Consider the following 17,341-nt stretch of genomic DNA (forward strand, 5'->3'; position numbering starts at 1 on the left):
GGGGGCGATCGATGGCAGAGGATGCGGACAGGCGGGATCGGCTCGCGCGGGCCAAGGCGGCGCTGGAGATCGATGCCTCGCCCGAGGCACGCGCCCGGATCAAGGCCGGCTACGAGGCGCTGTGCGTCGACCTGGTCAGCGCCTGGGTGCTGGGCGAGAAGCGGTTCGAAAGCCAGGGCCAGCAGGCCGAGGACTGGATCGCCCGCTGCTACGAGGCCCTGCACAGCGACGAGCAGCCGGACGCGGCCCGCATCTACGCCCGGTTCCAGCTGGGGCTGCCGCGAGCGCAGTACCTGGCCCGGCTGCTGCGCGCCCGCCGCAGCGCCCAGTGGCGCGCCGCCGCCCGGGCCGAGCTGCGCCAGGCGCTGCAGCGGGCCGAGACCATGTCCCGCGAGGCCGCCGCGGTCGGCCGGGCACAGATCCAGCGCTTCGACCTCAGCCTGTCGCGCGGCGCCTATGACGAGCTGGTGGTGCTGTATGACGCCGTGGCGTCCGCCGTCACCGGCGGCGACCGCCCGGCGCCGCCGACCAAGCGGCCCTCCTCCCCCACCCTGACCTGGTTCTCGATCACCGCCGAGACCATCCTGGCCCTGCTGGACGCCCTGCCCGAGGAGACCAAGCCGTGAGTCCGCTGAACCCGCTGACCATGGTCAGCCTGATGCTGACCCTCGCCGGCCTGCTCGGCAGCTTCTTCTACATCCAGCTCAGCCAGTGGCTGCGCGACCTGATGGCGCTGGAGAAGAAGAGCGATCTGAACCGCTTCGCCGGCAGTGAAGCCGAGAAACGGGCGCTGCTGGAATGCCGGGTCGAATACCGCAAGCTGGTGAGCTGGCCGACCGCGGTGGTCAATCTCAGCGTGATCCTGTTCGTCCTGTTCGTGCTGGGCAACGCCCTGCTGATGATCCGCACGGCCACGGCCGATCCGCTTTACCCCAACATCGCCGTCGCGCTGTGGGTGTTCCTGGGCCTTTTCGTCGTGCTGTCGTTCGGGCTGCTGGGACTGGGCCAGCGCAGCGCCGCCGCCACCCGGCGGATCCTGGACAAGGCGGCGCCGAAGCCCTGATCAGAACGGAAGTCGAACAAAGCCATTGCCGGACCCCGGAAGCGGGCCTAAACCGGAAGCATGCCGACCCGCACCATTCCGCTCCGCGACCACGACTTCCGGCCCGACCCGTCGGGCGCGCTGTGGTGGCCGGAGCGGCGCTGGCTGCTGGTCGCAGACCTGCATCTGGAGAAGGCCACGGCGCTGGCCCGGCGCTCCGGCCGCCTGCTGCCGCCCTATGACAGCGCCGCCACCCTGGGCCGGCTCGGCGCGGTGATCGACCGGCTGGATCCGGTCACCGTGGTCGCGCTCGGCGACAGCTTCCACGATTCGGCCGGCGCCGACCGGCTGGGCGCCGCCGAGCTGGCGGTGCTGGGCCGGCTGGCCCGGGGTCGCGACTGGATCTGGGTGTTGGGCAACCACGACCCCGATTTGCCGGCGGCGCTGCCCGGCGACCGCATCACCGAATTCGCGATCGACGGGGTGACCTGCCGCCACGCCGCCCTGCCCGGGGCCACGGCCGAGATCTCCGGCCACTACCACCCCAAGGCGGCGGTCAGCGGCCGCGCCGGGCGGGTGACCGGGCGCTGCTTCGTGGCCGACGACCACCGGCTGGTGCTGCCGGCCTTCGGCGCCTACACCGGCGGGCTCGACGTGCTCGACCCGGCGATCCGCGGGCTGCTGGCGCCGGCCTTCCATGTCTGGCTGATCGGCCGCGCGGTGCTGCACCGCTTCCCTGGCGCCCGGCTGTCGCCGATCGGACAGCGCTGGGCCGAGGCCTGACCCGAAGGGTGCTGGACTTTCGCTGGCTCTGCTCCAGCTTCGGCACATGACCGACGCCACCCTGCTCTGGTTCCGCCAGGACCTCCGCCTCGACGACAACCCCGCCCTCGCCGCCGCCATCGCGCGCGGCGGGTCGGTGGTCCCGGTCTTCATCCTCGACCCCGGGGGCGAAGGCGACTGGCCGCCGGGCGGCGCCAGCCGGTGGTGGCTGCACCATTCGCTGGCCGCCCTGGCAACGGCGCTGGCGGCGCGCGGCAGCCGGCTGGTGCTGCGGCGCGGGCCGGCGGCGAAGGTGCTGGACGCGCTGATCCGGGAGGCCGGGGCCGGCGCCGTGCTGTGGAACCGGCGCTACGAGCCGGCCGCGATCGCCCGCGACAGCGCGATCAAGCAGGACCTCAAGCGGCGCGGTATCGCCGCCGAAAGCCTCAACGCGGCGCTGCTGTTCGAACCCTGGGAGATCCGCAGCAGGTCGGACGCACCGTTCAAGGTCTTCACCCCATTCTGGCGCGCCTGCCTCGAGCGCGGCGGCATCGCCGAGCCACTGGATGCGCCGAAGCGGATCCCCGCGCCGGACGCCTGGCCCGAGGGTGACGACCTCGACGGCTGGCGCCTGCTGCCGACCAAACCGGATTGGGCCGGCGGGCTGCGCGCGGCCTGGACACCGGGCGAGGCCGGCGCCCGCGAGCGCCTGTCCAGCTTCCTCGATAGCGGCCTCGCCGGCTATGCGGCACGGCGCGACCGGCCGGATCTCGACGGCACCTCGTCCCTGTCGCCGCATCTGCATTGGGGCGAGATCGGGCCGCGGCGAAGCTGGCAGGCGCTCGAGCACGCCGCCGCCGAAACGCCGGCGCTGCGCTCCGCCGCCAGCGCCTATCAGCGCCAGCTCGGCTGGCGCGAATTCTCCACCCATCTGCTGCATGCGCGGCCGGAGCTGCCGGCCGACCCGCTCGACGCCCGCTTCGCCGCCTTCCCCTGGGAAAGCGACCCCAAGGCCCTGCGGGCCTGGCAGCGCGGCCTGACGGGCTATCCCGTGGTCGATGCCGGGATGCGGCAGCTGTGGCGGACCGGCTGGATGCACAACCGCGTGCGCATGGTCGCTGCCTCGTTCCTGATCAAGCACCTGCGCCTCCACTGGCGCGAGGGCGCAGCGTGGTTCTGGGACACGCTGGTCGATGCCGACCTGGCCAACAACGCCGCCAGCTGGCAGTGGGTGGCCGGCAGCGGCGCCGACGCCGCGCCCTATTTCCGCATCTTCAACCCGGTGCTGCAGGGCGAGAAATTCGACCCCGACGGGACCTATGTCGCCGCCACGTGCCCGAGCTGGCGCGGTTGCCGGCGAAATGGGTCCACCGGCCCTGGGCGGCGCCGGACGCGGTGCTGGCCGAAGCCGGAGTGGTGCTGGGCAAGACCTATCCGCAGCCGATCGTCGACCACGCCGCCGCCCGCCGCCTCGCCCTCGCCGCCTTCCAGGCGCTGCCGAGAACCTAATCCCCGCCCCGCTCCGCCAGCACGGTGCGGACCAGCGGCAGGGTGATCGAGCGGCCCTGGGCCAGGCTGGCGGCGTCGATCTCGGCCACCAGCCGCCGGGCCTCGGCGAAGCTGCGCTCCATCCGCGCCAGCATCGCCTGCACGATCTCCGGCCCCACCGCCAGCTGGCGGTCGGCGAACAGCTTGGCCAGCACCTGGGCCAGCAGCACGTCGTCCGGCTCACCCAGGCCGACTGCCGGGGCCGCCTTCAGCCGCGAGGCCAGGTCCGGCAGCGCCACCGGCCAGCGCGCCGGCGGCTGGCGCGCCGCCAGAGCCAAGAAGCCGCCAGCCTCCTTCAGCAGGTTGTGCAGGTGGAACAGCGCCCGCTCCGCCGCCGCATCGCCGGCGACGCGGTCGGCATCGTCCAGCGCCACCGCGCCGGCGGCCGCGACCTCGGCCGGGTCCGCCGCGGCCAGCGCGCCTCCGGCCAGCCGCAGCGCGCCGCTGCGCTGCGCCCAGATGCCGAGCAGGTGGCTCTTGCCCGCCCCCGGCGCGCCGTGCAGGGCCAGGACGCCGGCCGGCCAGCCGGGCCAGCGCGCGATCCAGCCCGCAGCCTCGCGGTTGCTGTCGGCGACGATGAAATCCTCGGGCCCCAAAGCGGGGGGCAGCGACAGATCGAAGACGAACTGCGCGACCTCTCCGGTCATCCTGCTCATGACACCGTGGGGAGGCCGGATTCGCCGGGGCCTGGTTCGCCGGGATCGGGCGGGTCGGGCGGCTTGCGGTACAGCGCGCTCTCGCGGTAGCGGCGCAGCCCGAACCGGGTCAGGACGCCGATCACTGCCGCCACCGGCACCGCCAGCATCACCCCGGTGAAGCCGAACAGGCTGCCGGCGGCGAGCAGCGCGAAGATCACCCAGACCGGATGCAGCCCGACGGATTCGCCGACCAGCTTCGGGGTGACGAAATTGCCCTCGAGGAACTGGCCGAGCAGGAAGATGCCCAGCACCAGCGCCCACATCGTCCAGTCATCATACTGCACCATGGCGATGCCGACCGAGCTGATCAGCCCGACCAGCGAGCCGACATAGGGGATGATCGAGAGAATCCCCGTCATCATCCCGATCAGCAGCCCGAAGTTCAGCCCGACGATCGACAGGGCGATGGCATAAAACAGCCCCAGCAGCAGGCAGACGATCAGCTGGCCGCGGATGAACTTCGACAGGGTGAAGTTCACCTCGATGCCCAGGCCGCGGATGGTGTCGCGCTGCGCGATCGGCAGGTTCTGGTCGATCACCCCGATCATGCGGTCCCAGTCGCGCAGCATGTAGAAGGCGACGACGGGCGTGATGAACACCAGCGACAGCAGGTCGATCAGCGCCATGCCGCCCTGCCACAGCCCGCCGATCACCGTGCCGATCCAGGACACGGCGCTGCCGGCATACTGGCTGACCGCCTTCTGGATCTCGGCGAAGTTGGACTGGGAGACGCGGTGCTTTAGCTCCGCGATCAGCGGCTGCAGCCGCGCCGCCGCCCGGGTCATCATGTCGGGCACGGCCGACAGCAGCCCGGTCACCTGGTTCAGCATGATCGGCAGGATGATCAGCGCCGCCAGGATCGCCACGAACAGGAACATCAGCAGCAGCACCGTGGTCGCCAGCCAGCGTGGCAGGCCCAGCCGCTGCAGCCGCTCGCACACCGGGTCCAGCAGATAGGCGATGACCATGCCCGTGACGAAGGGCGCCAGCACGCCGCTGAGCAGCCAGACCAGCAGGCAGAAGATGACAAATCCGATCAGCCAGAAGCGGATCTGCGCTGATGCGTTCACGCGTGGGCCCCGATCGCAGTGAAGAATTGACGGATGGTCTCACGGAGATAGCCGATCCCCGACAGGATGGTGGTGGCGGCGACCACCCAGACCAGCCCGCCGATCACGCCGCTGGCGTCGACCGCCAAGCCGGGTGCTGCCATCACCAGCACCACCAGCGCGATCTGCAGCAGGGTGTTGAGCTTGCTGATCAGCGACGGCGTCAGCGACCGGGCACCGCGGCCGGCGAAATGCAGCACCACCACGCCGAGCACCAGGCCGATGTCGCGGGCCACCACCAGCCACACCAGCCAGACCGGCAGCGCCTCCATCCAGGTCAGCGCAAGATAGGTGCCGACCAGCAGCGACTTGTCTGCGATCGGGTCGAGATAGCTGCCCAACGCCGTGCGGGCCTGCAGCCAGCGCGCCAGGATGCCGTCGATCGCGTCGGTCAGCGCCGCCGCCGAGAACATCCAGAACGCGGTGACCAGCCGCCCGTCCAGGATCAGCCAGATCGTGACCGGCGCGACGACGAGCCGGGCGAGGCTGAGCAGGTTGGGCAGGTAGCGCGCCAGGCGGCGCAGGGAACCCTGCCGGGGTGGGACGGGATCGGTCACGTCGTTCCTAGCCGCCGGTGCGGTGCAGCTCGAGCGCCTGGGGGCCCTGCTGGACCGTGAGGCCCTGCTGCGCCAGGATCTGGTTGAGCTGGGTCTGGTCGCCGGGGAAGCGCAACTCCAGCACCGCTTGGCGCGACGTCAGGCTGACCATGGACGAGGTGACCACGCCGCCGAGACGGGTCAGCCGGCCCTGGATGTCGTACCAGTCGGCCGCCGCGGCGAGCGGCACGGTGACGGTGACATGGCCCTGGGCGGTGAAGCCCGGCGACGCCCCTGGCTGTGCCACGGTTCCCGGCAGGGTTCCCGGCGGCGTGCCCAGCGCGGTCGGCGCGATCTGCGGCGCGGCGGGGGCACCGGCCAGCAGCTGCTGCACCCCATTGCTGCGGAAGGTGTAGGCCAGTTTCGCGGCGTAGTGGCCGGGCGAGGTCTGCTCCGACTGCACCTGGAAGCGTTCGACCAGCCGCTCGACCTCGCCGTCGGACATGCCGGTGGCGCGGGCGGGATCGCCGCCGATCTGCTGCAGCAGCTGCTGCAGCGCCTTGCGCGGTCCCTGGGCGAAGGCCTTGGTCCGCGCCTCGGTGGCGTTCGCCGCGGTGGCCTCGACCGCGACGCCGTCGACCGAATAGCCGGAGGCATTGCCGGCGATCGGCGCCCCACCGCCGGTCTGGGCATGGATCGGCGCCAGTCCGGCACCGAGCAGCAGGGCTGCCAGCGCCACAGTCGATCCGATGCGAAGCATCATTGCAAAGCCTTCCGGTTCCGCTATGGTCCGCGCCCATCCGCACGGATAATCCGCCTTTATATAGCACCCCTCTCCGCGAGGTCATCATGTGCCCGCCGACTGACCCCCAGGAAAGCGCCGACGCCTACAGCCGAGCCGGCGTGAACATCGCCGAAGGCGACGCCTTCGTCGGCGACATCAAGCCCCTGGCCGAAAGCACGCGCCGGCGCGGCATGATGGAAGGCCTGGGCGGTTTCGGCGCGCTGTTCGACCCCAAGGCCGCCGGCTTCCGCGACCCCATCCTGGTGGCCGCGACCGACGGCGTCGGCACCAAGCTGAAGGTGGCGATCGAGACCGGGCGGCACGACACCGTCGGCATCGACCTCGTCGCCATGTGCGTCAACGACCTGGTGGTGCAGGGCGCCGAGCCGCTGTTCTTCCTCGACTATTTCGCGTCCGGCAAGCTCGACCGCACGGTCGGCGGCGGCGTGCTGCGCGGCATCGCCGAAGGCTGCCGCCAGGCCGGCTGCGCCCTGATCGGCGGCGAGACCGCGGAGATGCCGGGCATGTACGCGCCCGGCGACTACGATCTCGCCGGCTTCGCGGTCGGCGCGGTGGAGCGCGAGCAGGCGCTGACCGGCAAGGATGTCCGCGACGGCGACGTCGTGCTCGGCCTGTCCTCGACCGGCGTGCACTCCAACGGCTATTCGCTGGTCCGCCGCACGGTCGCCGATGCCGGCCTGGCCTGGGACGCGCCGGCCCCCTTCGCCAACGACCTCACGGTCGGCGAGGCCTTCCTGACCCCGACCCGGATCTATGTGAAGAGCACGCTCGCGGCCATCCGCGCCGGCGGCGTCCACGCCATGGCCCACATCACCGGCGGCGGGTTGACCGAGAACATTCCGCGGGTGCTGCCGGACGGGCTGGGCGTCACGCTCGATGCCGGCACCTGGCCCCTGCCCCCGGCCTTCCGCTGGCTGAAGGCGCAGGGCGGGCTGAGCGCGGCCGAGATGGCCCGCACCTTCAACAGCGGCATCGGCATGGTGGTGATCGTGGCGCCGGAGCGGGTCGAGGCGCTGTCGGCGATCCTGACCGGCCAGGGCGAGTCCGTGCACCAGATCGGCCGCGTCGTCGTCGATGCCGGGCATTCGGTGAAGATCTCCGGGGCGGAGGCGGCATGGGCCGGCTGAAGGTCGGGATTCTCATCTCAGGCCGCGGCAGCAATATGGCGGCGCTGGCCGAGGCCTGCGCCGCGCCCGACTTCCCGGCCGAAATCGCCCTCGTCCTGTCCGACATCCCGACCGCCGGCGGCCTCGCCCTCGCCGCCAGCCGCGGCATCGCCACCCAGGCTGTCGACCGCAAGGCCTACGCCTCCAAGGCAGCGTTCGAGACGGCGGTCGATTCCGGCCTTCGCGCCGCGGGGGTCGAGCTGATCTGCCTCGCCGGCTTCATGCGGGTGCTGAGCGCCGATTTCGTCGAGCGCTGGCGCGACCGCATCCTCAACGTCCATCCGTCGCTGCTGCCGGCCTTCCCGGGGCTCGACACCCATGCCCGGGCCCTGGCCGCCGGGGTCAAGGTCGCCGGCTGCACCGTGCATGTGGTACGCGCGGTGGTCGATGACGGCCCGATCCTGGCCCAGGTGGCCGTCCCCGTGCTCGACGGCGACGACCCGGACAGCCTGGCCGCCCGCATCCTGGTCGAGGAGCACCGGTGCTATCCACTGGCGCTGCGCTGGGTCGCCGAGGGCCGGGTCGCGATCGACGGCGGCCGGGCCCGGATCACCGGCGCGGCGGCGGCATCAGAGGCGCTGCGCAACCCGTTGTGACGACTGTAACAATTCCGCCTGGTGTCGCTGCGACAATTAAACCCTAATTCACTGGACAAGACCGGGGCCCGTTCGTAAATGGTGCCCTGTTCCGAAACACATGAAAGATGCGGACGAGGATGAGTGCGATGGCCACCGACGGCACGAATCAGGTCTCGGACGAGCTGCTGACGTCCCGCAGGCTGATGTATGCGAGCTTCGTCCGCTTCAGCACCTGGGGCATCGTCTTCGTCGCCGTGCTGCTGATCGCGATGACCCTGTTCCTGCTTTGATGTCAGCGGGATGAACGAAAAAGAGCCGGCCCCGCAGGGCCGGCTCTTTTGGTTTGGAGGGCAGGCCCTCCGCAACCCGGCTGCTTAGCCGACGATCGCAGCGCGGCTGTTTAGCCGACGATTTCGGTGCCCGCGAAGAAGAAGGCGATCTCGACCGCCGCATTCTCGGCCGAATCGGAACCGTGGACCGAATTCGCCTCGATCGATTCCGCGAATTCCTTGCGGATGGTGCCCGCCGCGGCGTTGGCCGGGTTGGTGGCGCCCATCACGTCGCGGTTCTTGGCGACGGCGTTGTCGCCCTGCAGCACCTGGACCACGACCGGGCCCGAGATCATGAAGGCGCACAGGTCGTTGAAGAACGGGCGTTCCTTGTGGACGCCGTAGAACGCCTCGGCCTGGGCCTTGGTCAGCTGCAGGCGCTTCTGCGCGACGATGCGCAGGCCGGCATCCTCGAACTTGGCGTTGATCTTGCCGGTCAGGTTGCGGCGGGTGGCGTCCGGCTTGATGATCGAAAGGGTGCGCTCGGCCATGTGGTCCTCGTTTTCGGGCGATTGGGATCGGAATTGCGCGGCCTTATAGACGGGCCGCCCCGATCCGGCAACCGGAGTGCATGAATCGCGGGGCCCGAATCCGGCCGGGTCGTGCTATGACCCCGCCGCCATGCTTCAAATCCAGGACGTCACCATCCGCATCGCCGGCCGCTCGCTGCTCGACACCGCTTCGGTGTCGGTGCCGGCTGGGCACAAGGCCGGCCTCGTCGGCCACAACGGCACCGGCAAGTCGACGCTGCTGCGCGCGATCCGCAAGGAGATCGGGCTCGACGGCGGCCAGATCAGCTATCCCGGGCGCTGGCGCATGGCCAGCGTCGCCCAGGAGGTGCCGGCCGGCCCCGCCAGCCTGCTCGACACCGTGCTGGCCGCCGACATCGAGCGCGCCGCGCTGATGGACGAAGCCGAAACCGCCGAGGATCCCGACCGCATCGGCGAGATCCACATGCGGCTGGCCGATATCGACGCGCACAGCGCCCCCTCCCGCGCCGCCACCATCCTGGCCGGCCTGGGCTTCGACACCGAGGCTCAAGGCCGGCCGGTCGGCGACCTCTCCGGCGGCATGCGGATGCGCGTGGCGCTGGCGGCGACGCTGTTCCTGCAGCCCGACCTGCTGCTGCTCGACGAGCCCACCAACCACCTCGACCTCGAGGCGACGCTGTGGCTCGAGACCTGGCTGAAGAGCTATCCGCACACCATCCTGATGGTCAGCCACGATCGCGACCTGCTGAACCGGGTGGTCGACATGACCATCCATCTCGAGAACTCGAAGCTGACCGCCTACACCGGCGGCTACGACCAGTTCGAGCAGACCCGGCGGATGCGGCTGGACCACATGGCGGCGCTGCAGAAGCGCCAGATCGCCCAGCGCGAGCACATGCAGAGCTTCGTCGACCGGTTCAAGGCCAAGGCGACCAAGGCCCGCCAGGCGCAGAGCCGGATGAAGGCGCTGGAGAAGATGGAGCCGATCGTCGCCCTGGTCGAGGACCAGTCGATCAGCTTCGACTTCCCCAAGCCGCAGGCGCTGTCGCCGCCGATCCTGGTGCTGGACAAGGTCGCGGTCGGCTATGACGACCGGGCGGTGCTGAAAAGCCTCGACCTGCGCATCGACATGGACGACCGCATCGCCCTGCTCGGCGCCAACGGCAACGGCAAGTCGACCCTGGTCAAGCTGTTCGCCGGCCGGCTGCAGCCGATGGCGGGCGAGATGCGCCGGTCCTCCAAGCTCAAGGTCGGCTATTTCGCCCAGCACCAGGCCGAGGAGCTGGACCTGTCGCTCAACGCCATCGCCCAGGCGCGGCGGTCGATGCCCGGCGTGACCGACGAGAAGATCCGCGCCCATCTCGGCCGCTTCGGCTTCGTCCAGCGCCGCTCCGAGACCCGGATCAGCGACATGTCCGGCGGCGAGAAGGCCCGGCTGCTGCTGGCGCTGATGGCGCGCGAGGCGCCGCAGCTGCTGCTGCTCGACGAACCGACCAACCATCTCGACGTCGACAGCCGCCAGGCGCTGGTCCAGGCGCTGAACGAGTATGACGGCGCCGTGGTTCTGATCACCCATGACCCGCATCTGATCGAGCTGACCGCCGACCGGCTGCTGCTGGTGCGCGACGGCGGCGTGCATCCGTTCGAGGGCGACCTCGACGACTACCGGCGCCTGCTGGTCGAGCAGCGCCGGCAGGAGCGTGCGGGCAACAAGGGCGACAAGGCCAGCCAGGCCGACCGCAAGGAACAGCGCCGCCTGGCCGCCGAGGCCCGGGCCCAGCTGGCGCCGCTGCGCCAGGAGATCCGGCAGATCGAGAGCCGGATCCAGAAGCTGGAGCGCGAGAAGCAGGCGATCGAGGCCAAGCTGGCCGATGGCGGGCTCTATGCCGACCCGTCGGCGGCGACCGGGCAGCAGATCGCGCTGCACGACCTCCAGGCACAGCTGGACAAGTCGGAGGAAGCCTGGCTGGAAGCTACGGCGAAGCTCGACGCGGCGCAGCAGCTCGCGGGGTGAGTGGGTTCAGCTGGGTTGCGGCCAGCGCACCAGGCCGCGGGTAAAGTCGCGCCACGCCGCGGCCGTGGTCCAGCGGTCGAACAGCAGCGCGTGCAGCCCGGCGCTGACCAGCAGGGTGACGGCCGCGGCGAAGACCACGTCGCTGAGGAAATGCCCGCCCATGCCGATGCGCAGCAGGCCTATCGCTCCGCCCAGCGCCATCGATCCCCAGAAGATCGGCCGCCGCCGGCGCCTCGGCACGACATAGGCGACGCTGTGGACGACGAAGCCGACGGTGGGGTCGCCGGCGACGAAGGAGCAGTTGCGGCTGCACTGGCCGGCGGGGATCAGCGGCGGCGAGAAGGCGGCGGCGCCGCCGAAGGCCTCGACCTGGCGCGGTCGCGCCCGCCCCCAATGGTCCTTCAGCACGGCATTGGCCACCAGACCCGGCCCGATCGCCAGCGCCAGCAGCAAGAAGGTCCAGCGCCGCGCATCGAGGCCGTGCAGCCGGGCCGGCCGCAGCCAGGTCCAGGCCGCAGCCGCCAGCAGCAGCGCGGCACCGGCGCGGGCCGCGAACTGCACCGCCTGGTGGATCGCCTCGGCCAGCGGCGCGCCGTCCCAGGCGAAGCCGCTGCCGGCGGCGTAGAACCAGCCGGCGACCACCAGGTCGATCCCCGGCAGCAGGACCAGGACGGCGCAGACGGCGACCGCGAGCCAGAGCGCGACGCGGGGGGTCACCCCGCCGCCACCCGCTGCTTCTCGCTCCAGGCCCCGGCCTCGTCCTGTTGGTAGTAGACCAGGGCATGCCCGGCCTCGCGCCGGCTCTTCCAGCGGCCACGGGCGGCCTGCACCGCGTCCGGGTCGTTGCCGTCGAACAGGTCGCACACCGTCTCGAATCCCCCGCCGCCGTCGGAATCCGCACCGTCGCCCAGGAACAGGACCTGGGCCCGGTTCGGATTCTCGACCTGGTCGGTGATCCAGACCGGCTGCTCCTCGGCGAAGCCATCGCGCTTGGTGCCGTGCGGCAGGAAGCCTTCCTTGGACCAGGTCCAGAGATGACCGGCCAGCGTCTCCACCCGCTCTTCCGAGCCGACGCAGACCACGGCGCGCCAGCCGCGCTGCAGCGTGCGCTCGAGCAGGACCGGCAGGGTCTGCTCGAGCGTCCGTGCGGTCAGGTGATAGAACCGGATCTCGGCCATTACCCTTCGTAATTGTCGGCCACGAGCCGGTCCAGCAGGCGCACGCCGAAGGCGGTGGCGCCCTTCGGCACCGTCGGCGTGTCCTTGCCCGACCAGGTGGTGCCGGCGATGTCGAGATGGGCCCAGGGCACCTTGTTGACGAAGCGCTGCAGGAACTGGCCGGCGACGATCGAGCCGGCGTCGCGGCTGCCGGTGATGTTCTTCATGTCGGCGATGTCGCTGTCGATCTGCTTGTCGTAGGAATCGGCCAGCGGCATGCGCCACAGCTTCTCCTCCACCGCCTTGCCGGCGGCGGCCAGCTTCTCGGCCAGGGCGTCGTCGTTCGAGAACAGCCCGGCATGGTCGGTGCCCAGCGCGATGATGATCGCCCCGGTCAGGGTGGCGAGGTTGATCATCGCCTTCGGCTTGAACCGGTCCTGGGTGTACCAGAGCGCGTCGGCCAGAACGAGCCGGCCCTCGGCATCGGTATTCCAGACCTCGATGGTCTGGCCCGACATCGAGGTGACGATGTCGCCCGGGCGCTGGGCGTCGCCCGACGGCATGTTCTCGACCAGGCCGAGCACGCCGACGGCATTGACCTTGGCCTTGCGCAGCGCCAGGCCCTTCATCAGCCCGGTGACGACGCCGGCGCCGCCCATGTCCCACTTCATGTCCCACATGCCCTGGCCGGGCTTCAGCGAGATGCCGCCGGTGTCGAAGGTGACGCCCTTGCCGACGAAGGCGATCGGCGCCTCGTCGCGGCGCTTGCCGCCGGCGCCCTTCCACTGCAGCACCACCAGCTGGCTCTCGAACGCCGAGCCCTGGCCGACGCCGAGCAGCGCACCCATCCCGAGCTTGCGCATCTGCTTCTCGCCGAGGACCTCGACCTCGATGCCGAGTTCGGCCAGCTCCTTCGCCTTGGCGGCGAAGCTTTCCGGATTCAGGATGTTCGGCGGCTCGGACACCAGTTCGCGGGTCAGGAACACGCCCTGGGCCACCGCATCGGCCCGGGCGAAGGCCTTCTTCGCCGCCGCGGCCTCGCCAGTCTGGACGGTCAGGGATTTCAGCGTCGGCTTGGCCTCGGGCTTTTCGGTGGTGCGGTAGCGCTCGAAACGCCAGGCCCGCAGCCGGACGCCGAAGGCGAATTCGGCGGCGGCGGCCGCGGCCCCGTCCTTGCCGGCCCCATCCTTGCCGACGATGGCAACCCCGTCGAGCCGCGCCGTGGCGGCGGCCGCGCCGGTCTGGTTCAGCAGGGCCGCGACCACGCCGCCGGCACGCTGCAGCCCCACCGCGTCGACCGCATCGGGCTTGCCCAGGCCGAACAGCACGACCCGGTCGGTGCCGATGCCGGGCAGGCCGTACAGCGACAGCGTCTCGTCCCGGCCGCCCTTGAACTTCGGCGCGGCCTTCAGCGCCCGCGACAGGGCGCCCTTGGACTGCTTGTCGATGCCCGCGGCGGCGGTGGACAGCACACCGTCGGCGAACACGCCGAGCACCAGGACGCCGGCTTCCACCGAAGCGGGCGAGGCGAAGGAGATCTGCATCGTTTCGACTTCCGGGCGATTTTTGATGAACCGCGGCGACGCGGCGGAACCCGCACCGTAACAGCGGGTTTCACGATCGTCACCCGTTCAACGGGCCCCATGGCCGGCTGCGACCTCGTTGGCGGTCGCCGCGGCGCCCCGACTACTGTAGAAGATCCGCCGAGCCCCCTGCATTCACAGGCCCAATCGACGCCTCATGGTCCGATCCCCCACCTTCTACGCCTATATCGTGCGGCAGTTCCTGTTCTGGTTCATAGCGGTCCTGCTGGTGCTGAGCGGGGTGATCGCGGTGTTCGAGTTCGTCGAATTCGTCCGCCAGGTCAGCGCCATCCCGGAGCTTCCGCTGAGCCTGGCCTTCACCCTGGCCGCGTTCAAGCTGCCGAGCTCGATCGAGATCCTGTTCCATTTCGCGGTGCTGATCGCGGCGATGGTGACCTTCTGGCGCATGACCCGCAGCCGCGAGCTGGTGGTGGCCCGCGCCGCCGGCCTGTCGGCCTGGCAGTTCCTGGCGCCGGTGATCGTGACGGCGATGGTGCTGGGGGTGGTCAAGATCACCGTGGTCAACCCGATCTCGGCGGCGATGTACGGACGCTTCGAGCGCCTGGACGTCGACTATCTCGGCGGCACCGGCGACATCATGAAGGTGGCGAAGACCGGCTTCTGGCTGCGGCAGAAGGACGAGAACGGCGTCGCGGTGATCCATGCCGAGAAGGTCAGCGGCAATGGCGACCAGCTCGAGAACGCGATGTTCCTGCTGCTGAAGCCGGATGAGAGCTATCGCGGCCGGATCGACGGCGCCAGCGCCAGGCTCAAGGATGGCAAGTGGCAGATCACCGATGCCTGGGTGATGGATGGCAACGAGCCGCCGCAGCATGTCGACAGCACCACGCTGCCCAGCAACCTGACACGCAACGGGATCCAGGAGCGCTTCGCCTCGCAGCAGACCATCTCGTTCTGGGACCTGCCGGACTATGTCCGCAACCTCGAATCCACCGGCTTCTCCTCGACCCGCTACCGCATCGCCTACCAGTCGCTGCTGTCGCAGCCGCTGCTGATGGCGGCGATGATCCTGGTCGCCGCGGCGTTCAGCCTGCGGCCGGGCCGGCGGGTCGACACGGTGCTGATGATCGTCGGCGCCATCGTCACCGGCTTCTCGATCTTCGTGCTCGGCGACATCGTCGCGGCGCTCGGCCGCGCCGGGACGCTGCCGGTGCCGATGGCCGCCTGGGCCACGTCCGGCGTCGCCATGCTGTTCGGCATCGCGGCGCTGCTGCATCTCGAGGATGGCTGATGCCGCCGCTGCCCCGCCCTGCCGCCGCTTTTGCCTTGAGTCGGCCAAAGTCGCGTGCTGTATCTGCGCCTTTCAACTGCGAGGCCGTGTAGCCCTCATGATCCGTCGCCTGTCGGCCCCGTTCATCGCCCTGGTCCTGGCCCTCGTCTCGGTCGCCGCGCCGTCCGCCCTGGCGCAGACCCGTGCGGCTCCCGCGCCTGCGGCAAGCGCCGTCGGCACCATCGCCGCCGTCGTCAACGACGACGTGATCACGGTCACCGACCTGCAGTTGCGCCTGCGGTTGGCGTTGATGAGCAGCGGCCTGCCGGCGTCGCAGGAGAATCAGCAGCGGATGCTGCCCCAGGTGCTGCGCCTGCTGATCGACGAGAAGCTGCAGGGACAGGAGGCCAGCCGCACCGGCGTCGCCGTTCCCGCCCAGGATGTCGACAAGGCGCTGGCGTCGATCGCCGGCCAGAATCACCTCAGCACGCAGCAGCTGTTCACGATGCTGAAATCCACCGGCGTGCCGCAGGCGGCGCTGGAGGACCAGGTGCGAGCCCAGCTCGCCTGGCGCCAGCTGGTGCAGCGCCGCTTCGTGTCCCAGGTCGAGGTCTCGGACACCCAGATCGACGAGGTGGTGGAACGGCTGCGCGCCAACCAGGGCAAGCCGCAATACCTCGTCGCCTCGATCTTCCTGGCGGTCGACCAGGATTCGAACGACGCCCAGGTCAGGGCCCTGGCTGATCGCCTGGTCTCGGAAGTCCGCAAGGGCGCCCCCTTCCCCGCCGTGGCGCGCCAGTTTAGCCAGGCTGCCGGCGCGCAGAACGGCGGCGACATGGGCTGGGTGCTGGCCGGGCAGCTGGAGCCGGCGCTGGACCAGGTTCTTGGCGGCATGACCCAGGGCCAGGTCTCGGACCCGATCCGCACCCTCGGCGGCTACAACATCCTGCTGGTGCGCGACAAGCGGGTGGTCAACGCCCAGACCGCCACCGGCGTCAAGGTTCGCCTGAACCAGATCGTGGTGCCGGTGCCGTCGACCGCGCCGGCCAATCGGGTCGACACCGTGGTTGGCCAGATGCGCAATGACTTCAAGGACATCTCCGGTTGCGAGGCCTTCCGCACCAAGGTCAAGGAACTCGGCGTGACCGCCAATCCGGATCTCGGCGATGTCCTGCTCAGCCGCCTGCCCCAGGGCATGCGCCAAGTGGTCAGCGGCCTGGCCGACGGCCAGGTCAGCCCGCCGATGCGGGTGTCGGACGGCGTCGCGGTGATGATGGTCTGCTCGCGCGCCGACGCCGGCGGCGACGGCATCGACCGCGACCAGATTCGCGCCGGCCTGGCCGAGCAGCGGATCGACATGATGCAGCGCCGGCTGCTGCGCGACCTGCGCGGCAACGCCTACATCGACATCCGGCTCTGAGCCCCTCCGACCAAGCCGCGCGCGGCGCTGACGCGTTGCGCAGTGCCATCGCCGCCCTGCCGCCGCTGCGCGAGGTCATCGCGCAGCACGGCCTGGCGGCGAAGAAGTCGCTGGGCCAGAACTTCCTGCTCGACCTCAACGTCACCGCCCGGATCGTGCGCGAGGCCGGCGACCTCGGCGGGGCGAACGTGGTCGAGATCGGCCCCGGCCCGGGCGGCCTGACCCGCGCCCTGCTGGCCGCGCCCGCCGCCAGCATTACCGTGATCGAGCGCGATCGCCGTTTCCTGCCGGCGCTCGAGGAGCTGGCGGCGATCGGCGGCGGCAAGCTGCGCGTGGTCGAGGCGGATGCGCTGAAGACCGACATCCTGGCCCTGGTGCCGGCGCCACGCGCCGTCATTGCCAACCTGCCCTACAATGTGGCGACGCCGCTGCTGATCGGCTGGCTGCGGCACATCGACGAGTTTCGGTCGCTGACGCTGATGTTCCAGAAGGAGGTGGCCGACCGGATCGTCGCCGCCCCGCGCAGCCACGCCTATGGCCGGCTGTCGGTGATCGCCCAGTGGCGCGCCGAGGTCGACCCATTGCTGACCCTGCCCGCCCGCGCTTTCACGCCGCCGCCCAAGGTCGATTCGACCGTGGTCCAGCTGCGCCCGCGCCAGGGTCGCGAGGACGTGCCCTTCGCGGTGATGGAGGCGGTGACGGCCGCCGCCTTCGGCCAGCGCCGCAAGATGCTGCGCGCCAGCCTGCGCAGCCTGGGCGACGCCGAGGCCTTGCTGGCCGAGGCCCAGCTGTCGCCGACCGCCCGGGCCGAGGAGATCGACGTCGCCGGCTTCGTCCGCCTCGCCAGGGCGGTGGCAGCGCGCCAGGGCTGA

General features: G+C 70.7%; 18 protein-coding genes and 1 pseudogene. 11 read left to right on the forward strand and 8 right to left on the reverse strand.

The genetic code is table 11. The features are described 5' to 3' along the window. Positions 1-11 precede the first annotated feature (11 nt). The 4 genes and pseudogenes from AB4112_RS27105 to AB4112_RS27120 all read left to right on the forward strand — a co-directional run bounded on the left by AB4112_RS27105 (position 12) and on the right by AB4112_RS27120 (position 3,313). Positions 12-626, forward strand: coding sequence for a hypothetical protein (locus AB4112_RS27105; RefSeq protein ID WP_309799293.1), 615 nt, complete (start codon positions 12-14; stop codon positions 624-626). Continuing rightward, positions 623-1,063, forward strand: coding sequence for a hypothetical protein (locus AB4112_RS27110; protein ID WP_309799291.1), 441 nt, complete (start codon positions 623-625; stop codon positions 1,061-1,063). The genes AB4112_RS27105 and AB4112_RS27110 overlap by 4 nt, the downstream gene beginning before the upstream one ends. A gap of 60 nt (positions 1,064-1,123) precedes the next feature. Then, on the forward strand, positions 1,124-1,825 hold the full coding sequence (pdeM, locus tag AB4112_RS27115; RefSeq protein ID WP_309799290.1) for a ligase-associated DNA damage response endonuclease PdeM: 702 nt from the start codon (positions 1,124-1,126) through the stop codon (positions 1,823-1,825). A gap of 46 nt (positions 1,826-1,871) precedes the next feature. Next, positions 1,872-3,313 (forward strand): annotated as a pseudogene (locus tag AB4112_RS27120) (cryptochrome/photolyase family protein). Here AB4112_RS27120 and AB4112_RS27125 read toward each other — a convergent pair. The 4 genes from AB4112_RS27125 to AB4112_RS27140 are packed head-to-tail and all read right to left on the reverse strand — an operon-like array spanning position 3,310 to position 6,458. After that, the gene (locus AB4112_RS27125; protein ID WP_441724140.1) at positions 3,310-3,999 is read right to left on the reverse strand and encodes an HdaA/DnaA family protein; all 690 of its coding nucleotides are present in this window, start codon (positions 3,997-3,999) and stop codon (positions 3,310-3,312) included. The pseudogene AB4112_RS27120 and the gene AB4112_RS27125 overlap by 4 nt on opposite strands. Positions 4,000-4,004: 5 nt before the next feature. Next, positions 4,005-5,120, reverse strand: coding sequence for an AI-2E family transporter (locus tag AB4112_RS27130; protein ID WP_441724142.1), 1,116 nt, complete (start codon positions 5,118-5,120; stop codon positions 4,005-4,007). After that, entirely contained in the window at positions 5,117-5,716 is a 600-nt protein-coding gene (locus AB4112_RS27135; RefSeq protein ID WP_441724144.1) for a CDP-alcohol phosphatidyltransferase family protein, read from the reverse strand. The genes AB4112_RS27130 and AB4112_RS27135 overlap by 4 nt, the downstream gene beginning before the upstream one ends. Before the next feature lie 7 nt (positions 5,717-5,723). Next, positions 5,724-6,458 (reverse strand): hypothetical protein, encoded by a 735-nt coding sequence (locus tag AB4112_RS27140; protein WP_441724146.1) that lies wholly within the window; start codon positions 6,456-6,458, stop codon positions 5,724-5,726. An 86-nt stretch (positions 6,459-6,544) separates the two neighbouring features. On the opposite strand from AB4112_RS27140, the gene purM reads away from it, so the two are divergent. The 3 genes from purM to AB4112_RS27155 all read left to right on the forward strand — a co-directional run bounded on the left by purM (position 6,545) and on the right by AB4112_RS27155 (position 8,534). Continuing rightward, positions 6,545-7,627, forward strand: coding sequence for a phosphoribosylformylglycinamidine cyclo-ligase (purM, locus tag AB4112_RS27145; RefSeq protein ID WP_441724148.1), 1,083 nt, complete (start codon positions 6,545-6,547; stop codon positions 7,625-7,627). Then, complete coding sequence (purN, locus tag AB4112_RS27150) at positions 7,615-8,262, forward strand: phosphoribosylglycinamide formyltransferase (RefSeq protein ID WP_441724150.1); 648 nt, start codon at positions 7,615-7,617, stop codon at positions 8,260-8,262. The genes purM and purN overlap by 13 nt, the downstream gene beginning before the upstream one ends. Positions 8,263-8,381: 119 nt before the next feature. Beyond that, positions 8,382-8,534 carry an aa3-type cytochrome c oxidase subunit IV gene (locus tag AB4112_RS27155; protein WP_441724152.1) on the forward strand — a complete coding sequence of 51 codons (153 nt, stop codon included), beginning with the start codon at positions 8,382-8,384 and terminating at the stop codon, positions 8,532-8,534. Positions 8,535-8,644: 110 nt separating this feature from the next. On the opposite strand, the gene ndk is transcribed toward AB4112_RS27155, so the two are convergent. Then, complete coding sequence (gene ndk, locus AB4112_RS27160) at positions 8,645-9,064, reverse strand: nucleoside-diphosphate kinase (RefSeq protein WP_309799272.1); 420 nt, start codon at positions 9,062-9,064, stop codon at positions 8,645-8,647. A 130-nt stretch (positions 9,065-9,194) separates the two neighbouring features. Here ndk and AB4112_RS27165 point away from each other — a divergent pair, with 130 nt between their 5' ends. Then, positions 9,195-11,078 (forward strand): ATP-binding cassette domain-containing protein, encoded by a 1,884-nt coding sequence (locus AB4112_RS27165; protein WP_441724154.1) that lies wholly within the window; start codon positions 9,195-9,197, stop codon positions 11,076-11,078. Positions 11,079-11,084: 6 nt separating this feature from the next. Here the strand turns inward: AB4112_RS27165 and AB4112_RS27170 are convergent, their stop codons facing one another. From AB4112_RS27170 to AB4112_RS27180, 3 genes are read right to left on the reverse strand one after another with little or no spacing between them, the layout of a single operon-like run. Further along, positions 11,085-11,795 (reverse strand): phosphatase PAP2 family protein, encoded by a 711-nt coding sequence (locus tag AB4112_RS27170; protein ID WP_441724156.1) that lies wholly within the window; start codon positions 11,793-11,795, stop codon positions 11,085-11,087. Beyond that, positions 11,792-12,256: a DNA polymerase III subunit chi gene (locus AB4112_RS27175; RefSeq protein WP_309799267.1), complete on the reverse strand. Its 465-nt coding sequence runs from the start codon at positions 12,254-12,256 to the stop codon at positions 11,792-11,794. Before AB4112_RS27175 ends, AB4112_RS27170 begins: the two co-directional genes overlap by 4 nt. Beyond that, on the reverse strand, positions 12,256-13,779 hold the full coding sequence (locus AB4112_RS27180; protein ID WP_309799265.1) for a leucyl aminopeptidase: 1,524 nt from the start codon (positions 13,777-13,779) through the stop codon (positions 12,256-12,258). The genes AB4112_RS27175 and AB4112_RS27180 overlap by 1 nt, the downstream gene beginning before the upstream one ends. Positions 13,780-13,975: 196 nt before the next feature. On the opposite strand from AB4112_RS27180, the gene lptG reads away from it, so the two are divergent. From lptG to rsmA, 3 genes are all read left to right on the forward strand, one after another. After that, positions 13,976-15,070: an LPS export ABC transporter permease LptG gene (lptG, locus tag AB4112_RS27185; RefSeq protein ID WP_309799263.1), complete on the forward strand. Its 1,095-nt coding sequence runs from the start codon at positions 13,976-13,978 to the stop codon at positions 15,068-15,070. 97 nt (positions 15,071-15,167) lie between these two features. Beyond that, the gene (locus tag AB4112_RS27190) at positions 15,168-16,469 is read left to right on the forward strand and encodes a peptidylprolyl isomerase (RefSeq protein WP_309799261.1); all 1,302 of its coding nucleotides are present in this window, start codon (positions 15,168-15,170) and stop codon (positions 16,467-16,469) included. Between the two features lie 35 nt (positions 16,470-16,504). After that, the gene (rsmA, locus tag AB4112_RS27195) at positions 16,505-17,341 is read left to right on the forward strand and encodes a 16S rRNA (adenine(1518)-N(6)/adenine(1519)-N(6))-dimethyltransferase RsmA (protein WP_309799259.1); all 837 of its coding nucleotides are present in this window, start codon (positions 16,505-16,507) and stop codon (positions 17,339-17,341) included.

It is taken from the genome of Inquilinus sp. 2KB_23 (genome assembly GCF_052115705.1).
Taxonomy (GTDB): Bacteria; Pseudomonadota; Alphaproteobacteria; order DSM-16000; family Inquilinaceae; genus Inquilinus; species Inquilinus ginsengisoli_A.

Excerpts from the sequence above, each read along its gene's own strand:
- AB4112_RS27180 (WP_309799265.1), bottom strand. The coding sequence starts at position 13,779 with ATGCAGATCTCCTTCGCCTCGCCCGCTTCGGTGGAAGCCGGCGTCCTG.
- purN (WP_441724150.1), top strand. The coding sequence starts at position 7,615 with ATGGGCCGGCTGAAGGTCGGGATTCTCATCTCAGGCCGCGGCAGCAAT.
- ndk (WP_309799272.1), bottom strand. The coding sequence starts at position 9,064 with ATGGCCGAGCGCACCCTTTCGATCATCAAGCCGGACGCCACCCGCCGC.
- AB4112_RS27165 (WP_441724154.1), top strand. The coding sequence starts at position 9,195 with ATGCTTCAAATCCAGGACGTCACCATCCGCATCGCCGGCCGCTCGCTG.
- AB4112_RS27140 (WP_441724146.1), bottom strand. The coding sequence starts at position 6,458 with ATGATGCTTCGCATCGGATCGACTGTGGCGCTGGCAGCCCTGCTGCTC.
- lptG (WP_309799263.1), top strand. The coding sequence starts at position 13,976 with ATGGTCCGATCCCCCACCTTCTACGCCTATATCGTGCGGCAGTTCCTG.
- purM (WP_441724148.1), top strand. The coding sequence starts at position 6,545 with ATGTGCCCGCCGACTGACCCCCAGGAAAGCGCCGACGCCTACAGCCGA.
- pdeM (WP_309799290.1), top strand. The coding sequence starts at position 1,124 with ATGCCGACCCGCACCATTCCGCTCCGCGACCACGACTTCCGGCCCGAC.
- AB4112_RS27190 (WP_309799261.1), top strand. The coding sequence starts at position 15,168 with ATGATCCGTCGCCTGTCGGCCCCGTTCATCGCCCTGGTCCTGGCCCTC.
- AB4112_RS27125 (WP_441724140.1), bottom strand. The coding sequence starts at position 3,999 with ATGACCGGAGAGGTCGCGCAGTTCGTCTTCGATCTGTCGCTGCCCCCC.
- AB4112_RS27105 (WP_309799293.1), top strand. The coding sequence starts at position 12 with ATGGCAGAGGATGCGGACAGGCGGGATCGGCTCGCGCGGGCCAAGGCG.
- AB4112_RS27175 (WP_309799267.1), bottom strand. The coding sequence starts at position 12,256 with ATGGCCGAGATCCGGTTCTATCACCTGACCGCACGGACGCTCGAGCAG.
- AB4112_RS27155 (WP_441724152.1), top strand. The coding sequence starts at position 8,382 with ATGAGTGCGATGGCCACCGACGGCACGAATCAGGTCTCGGACGAGCTG.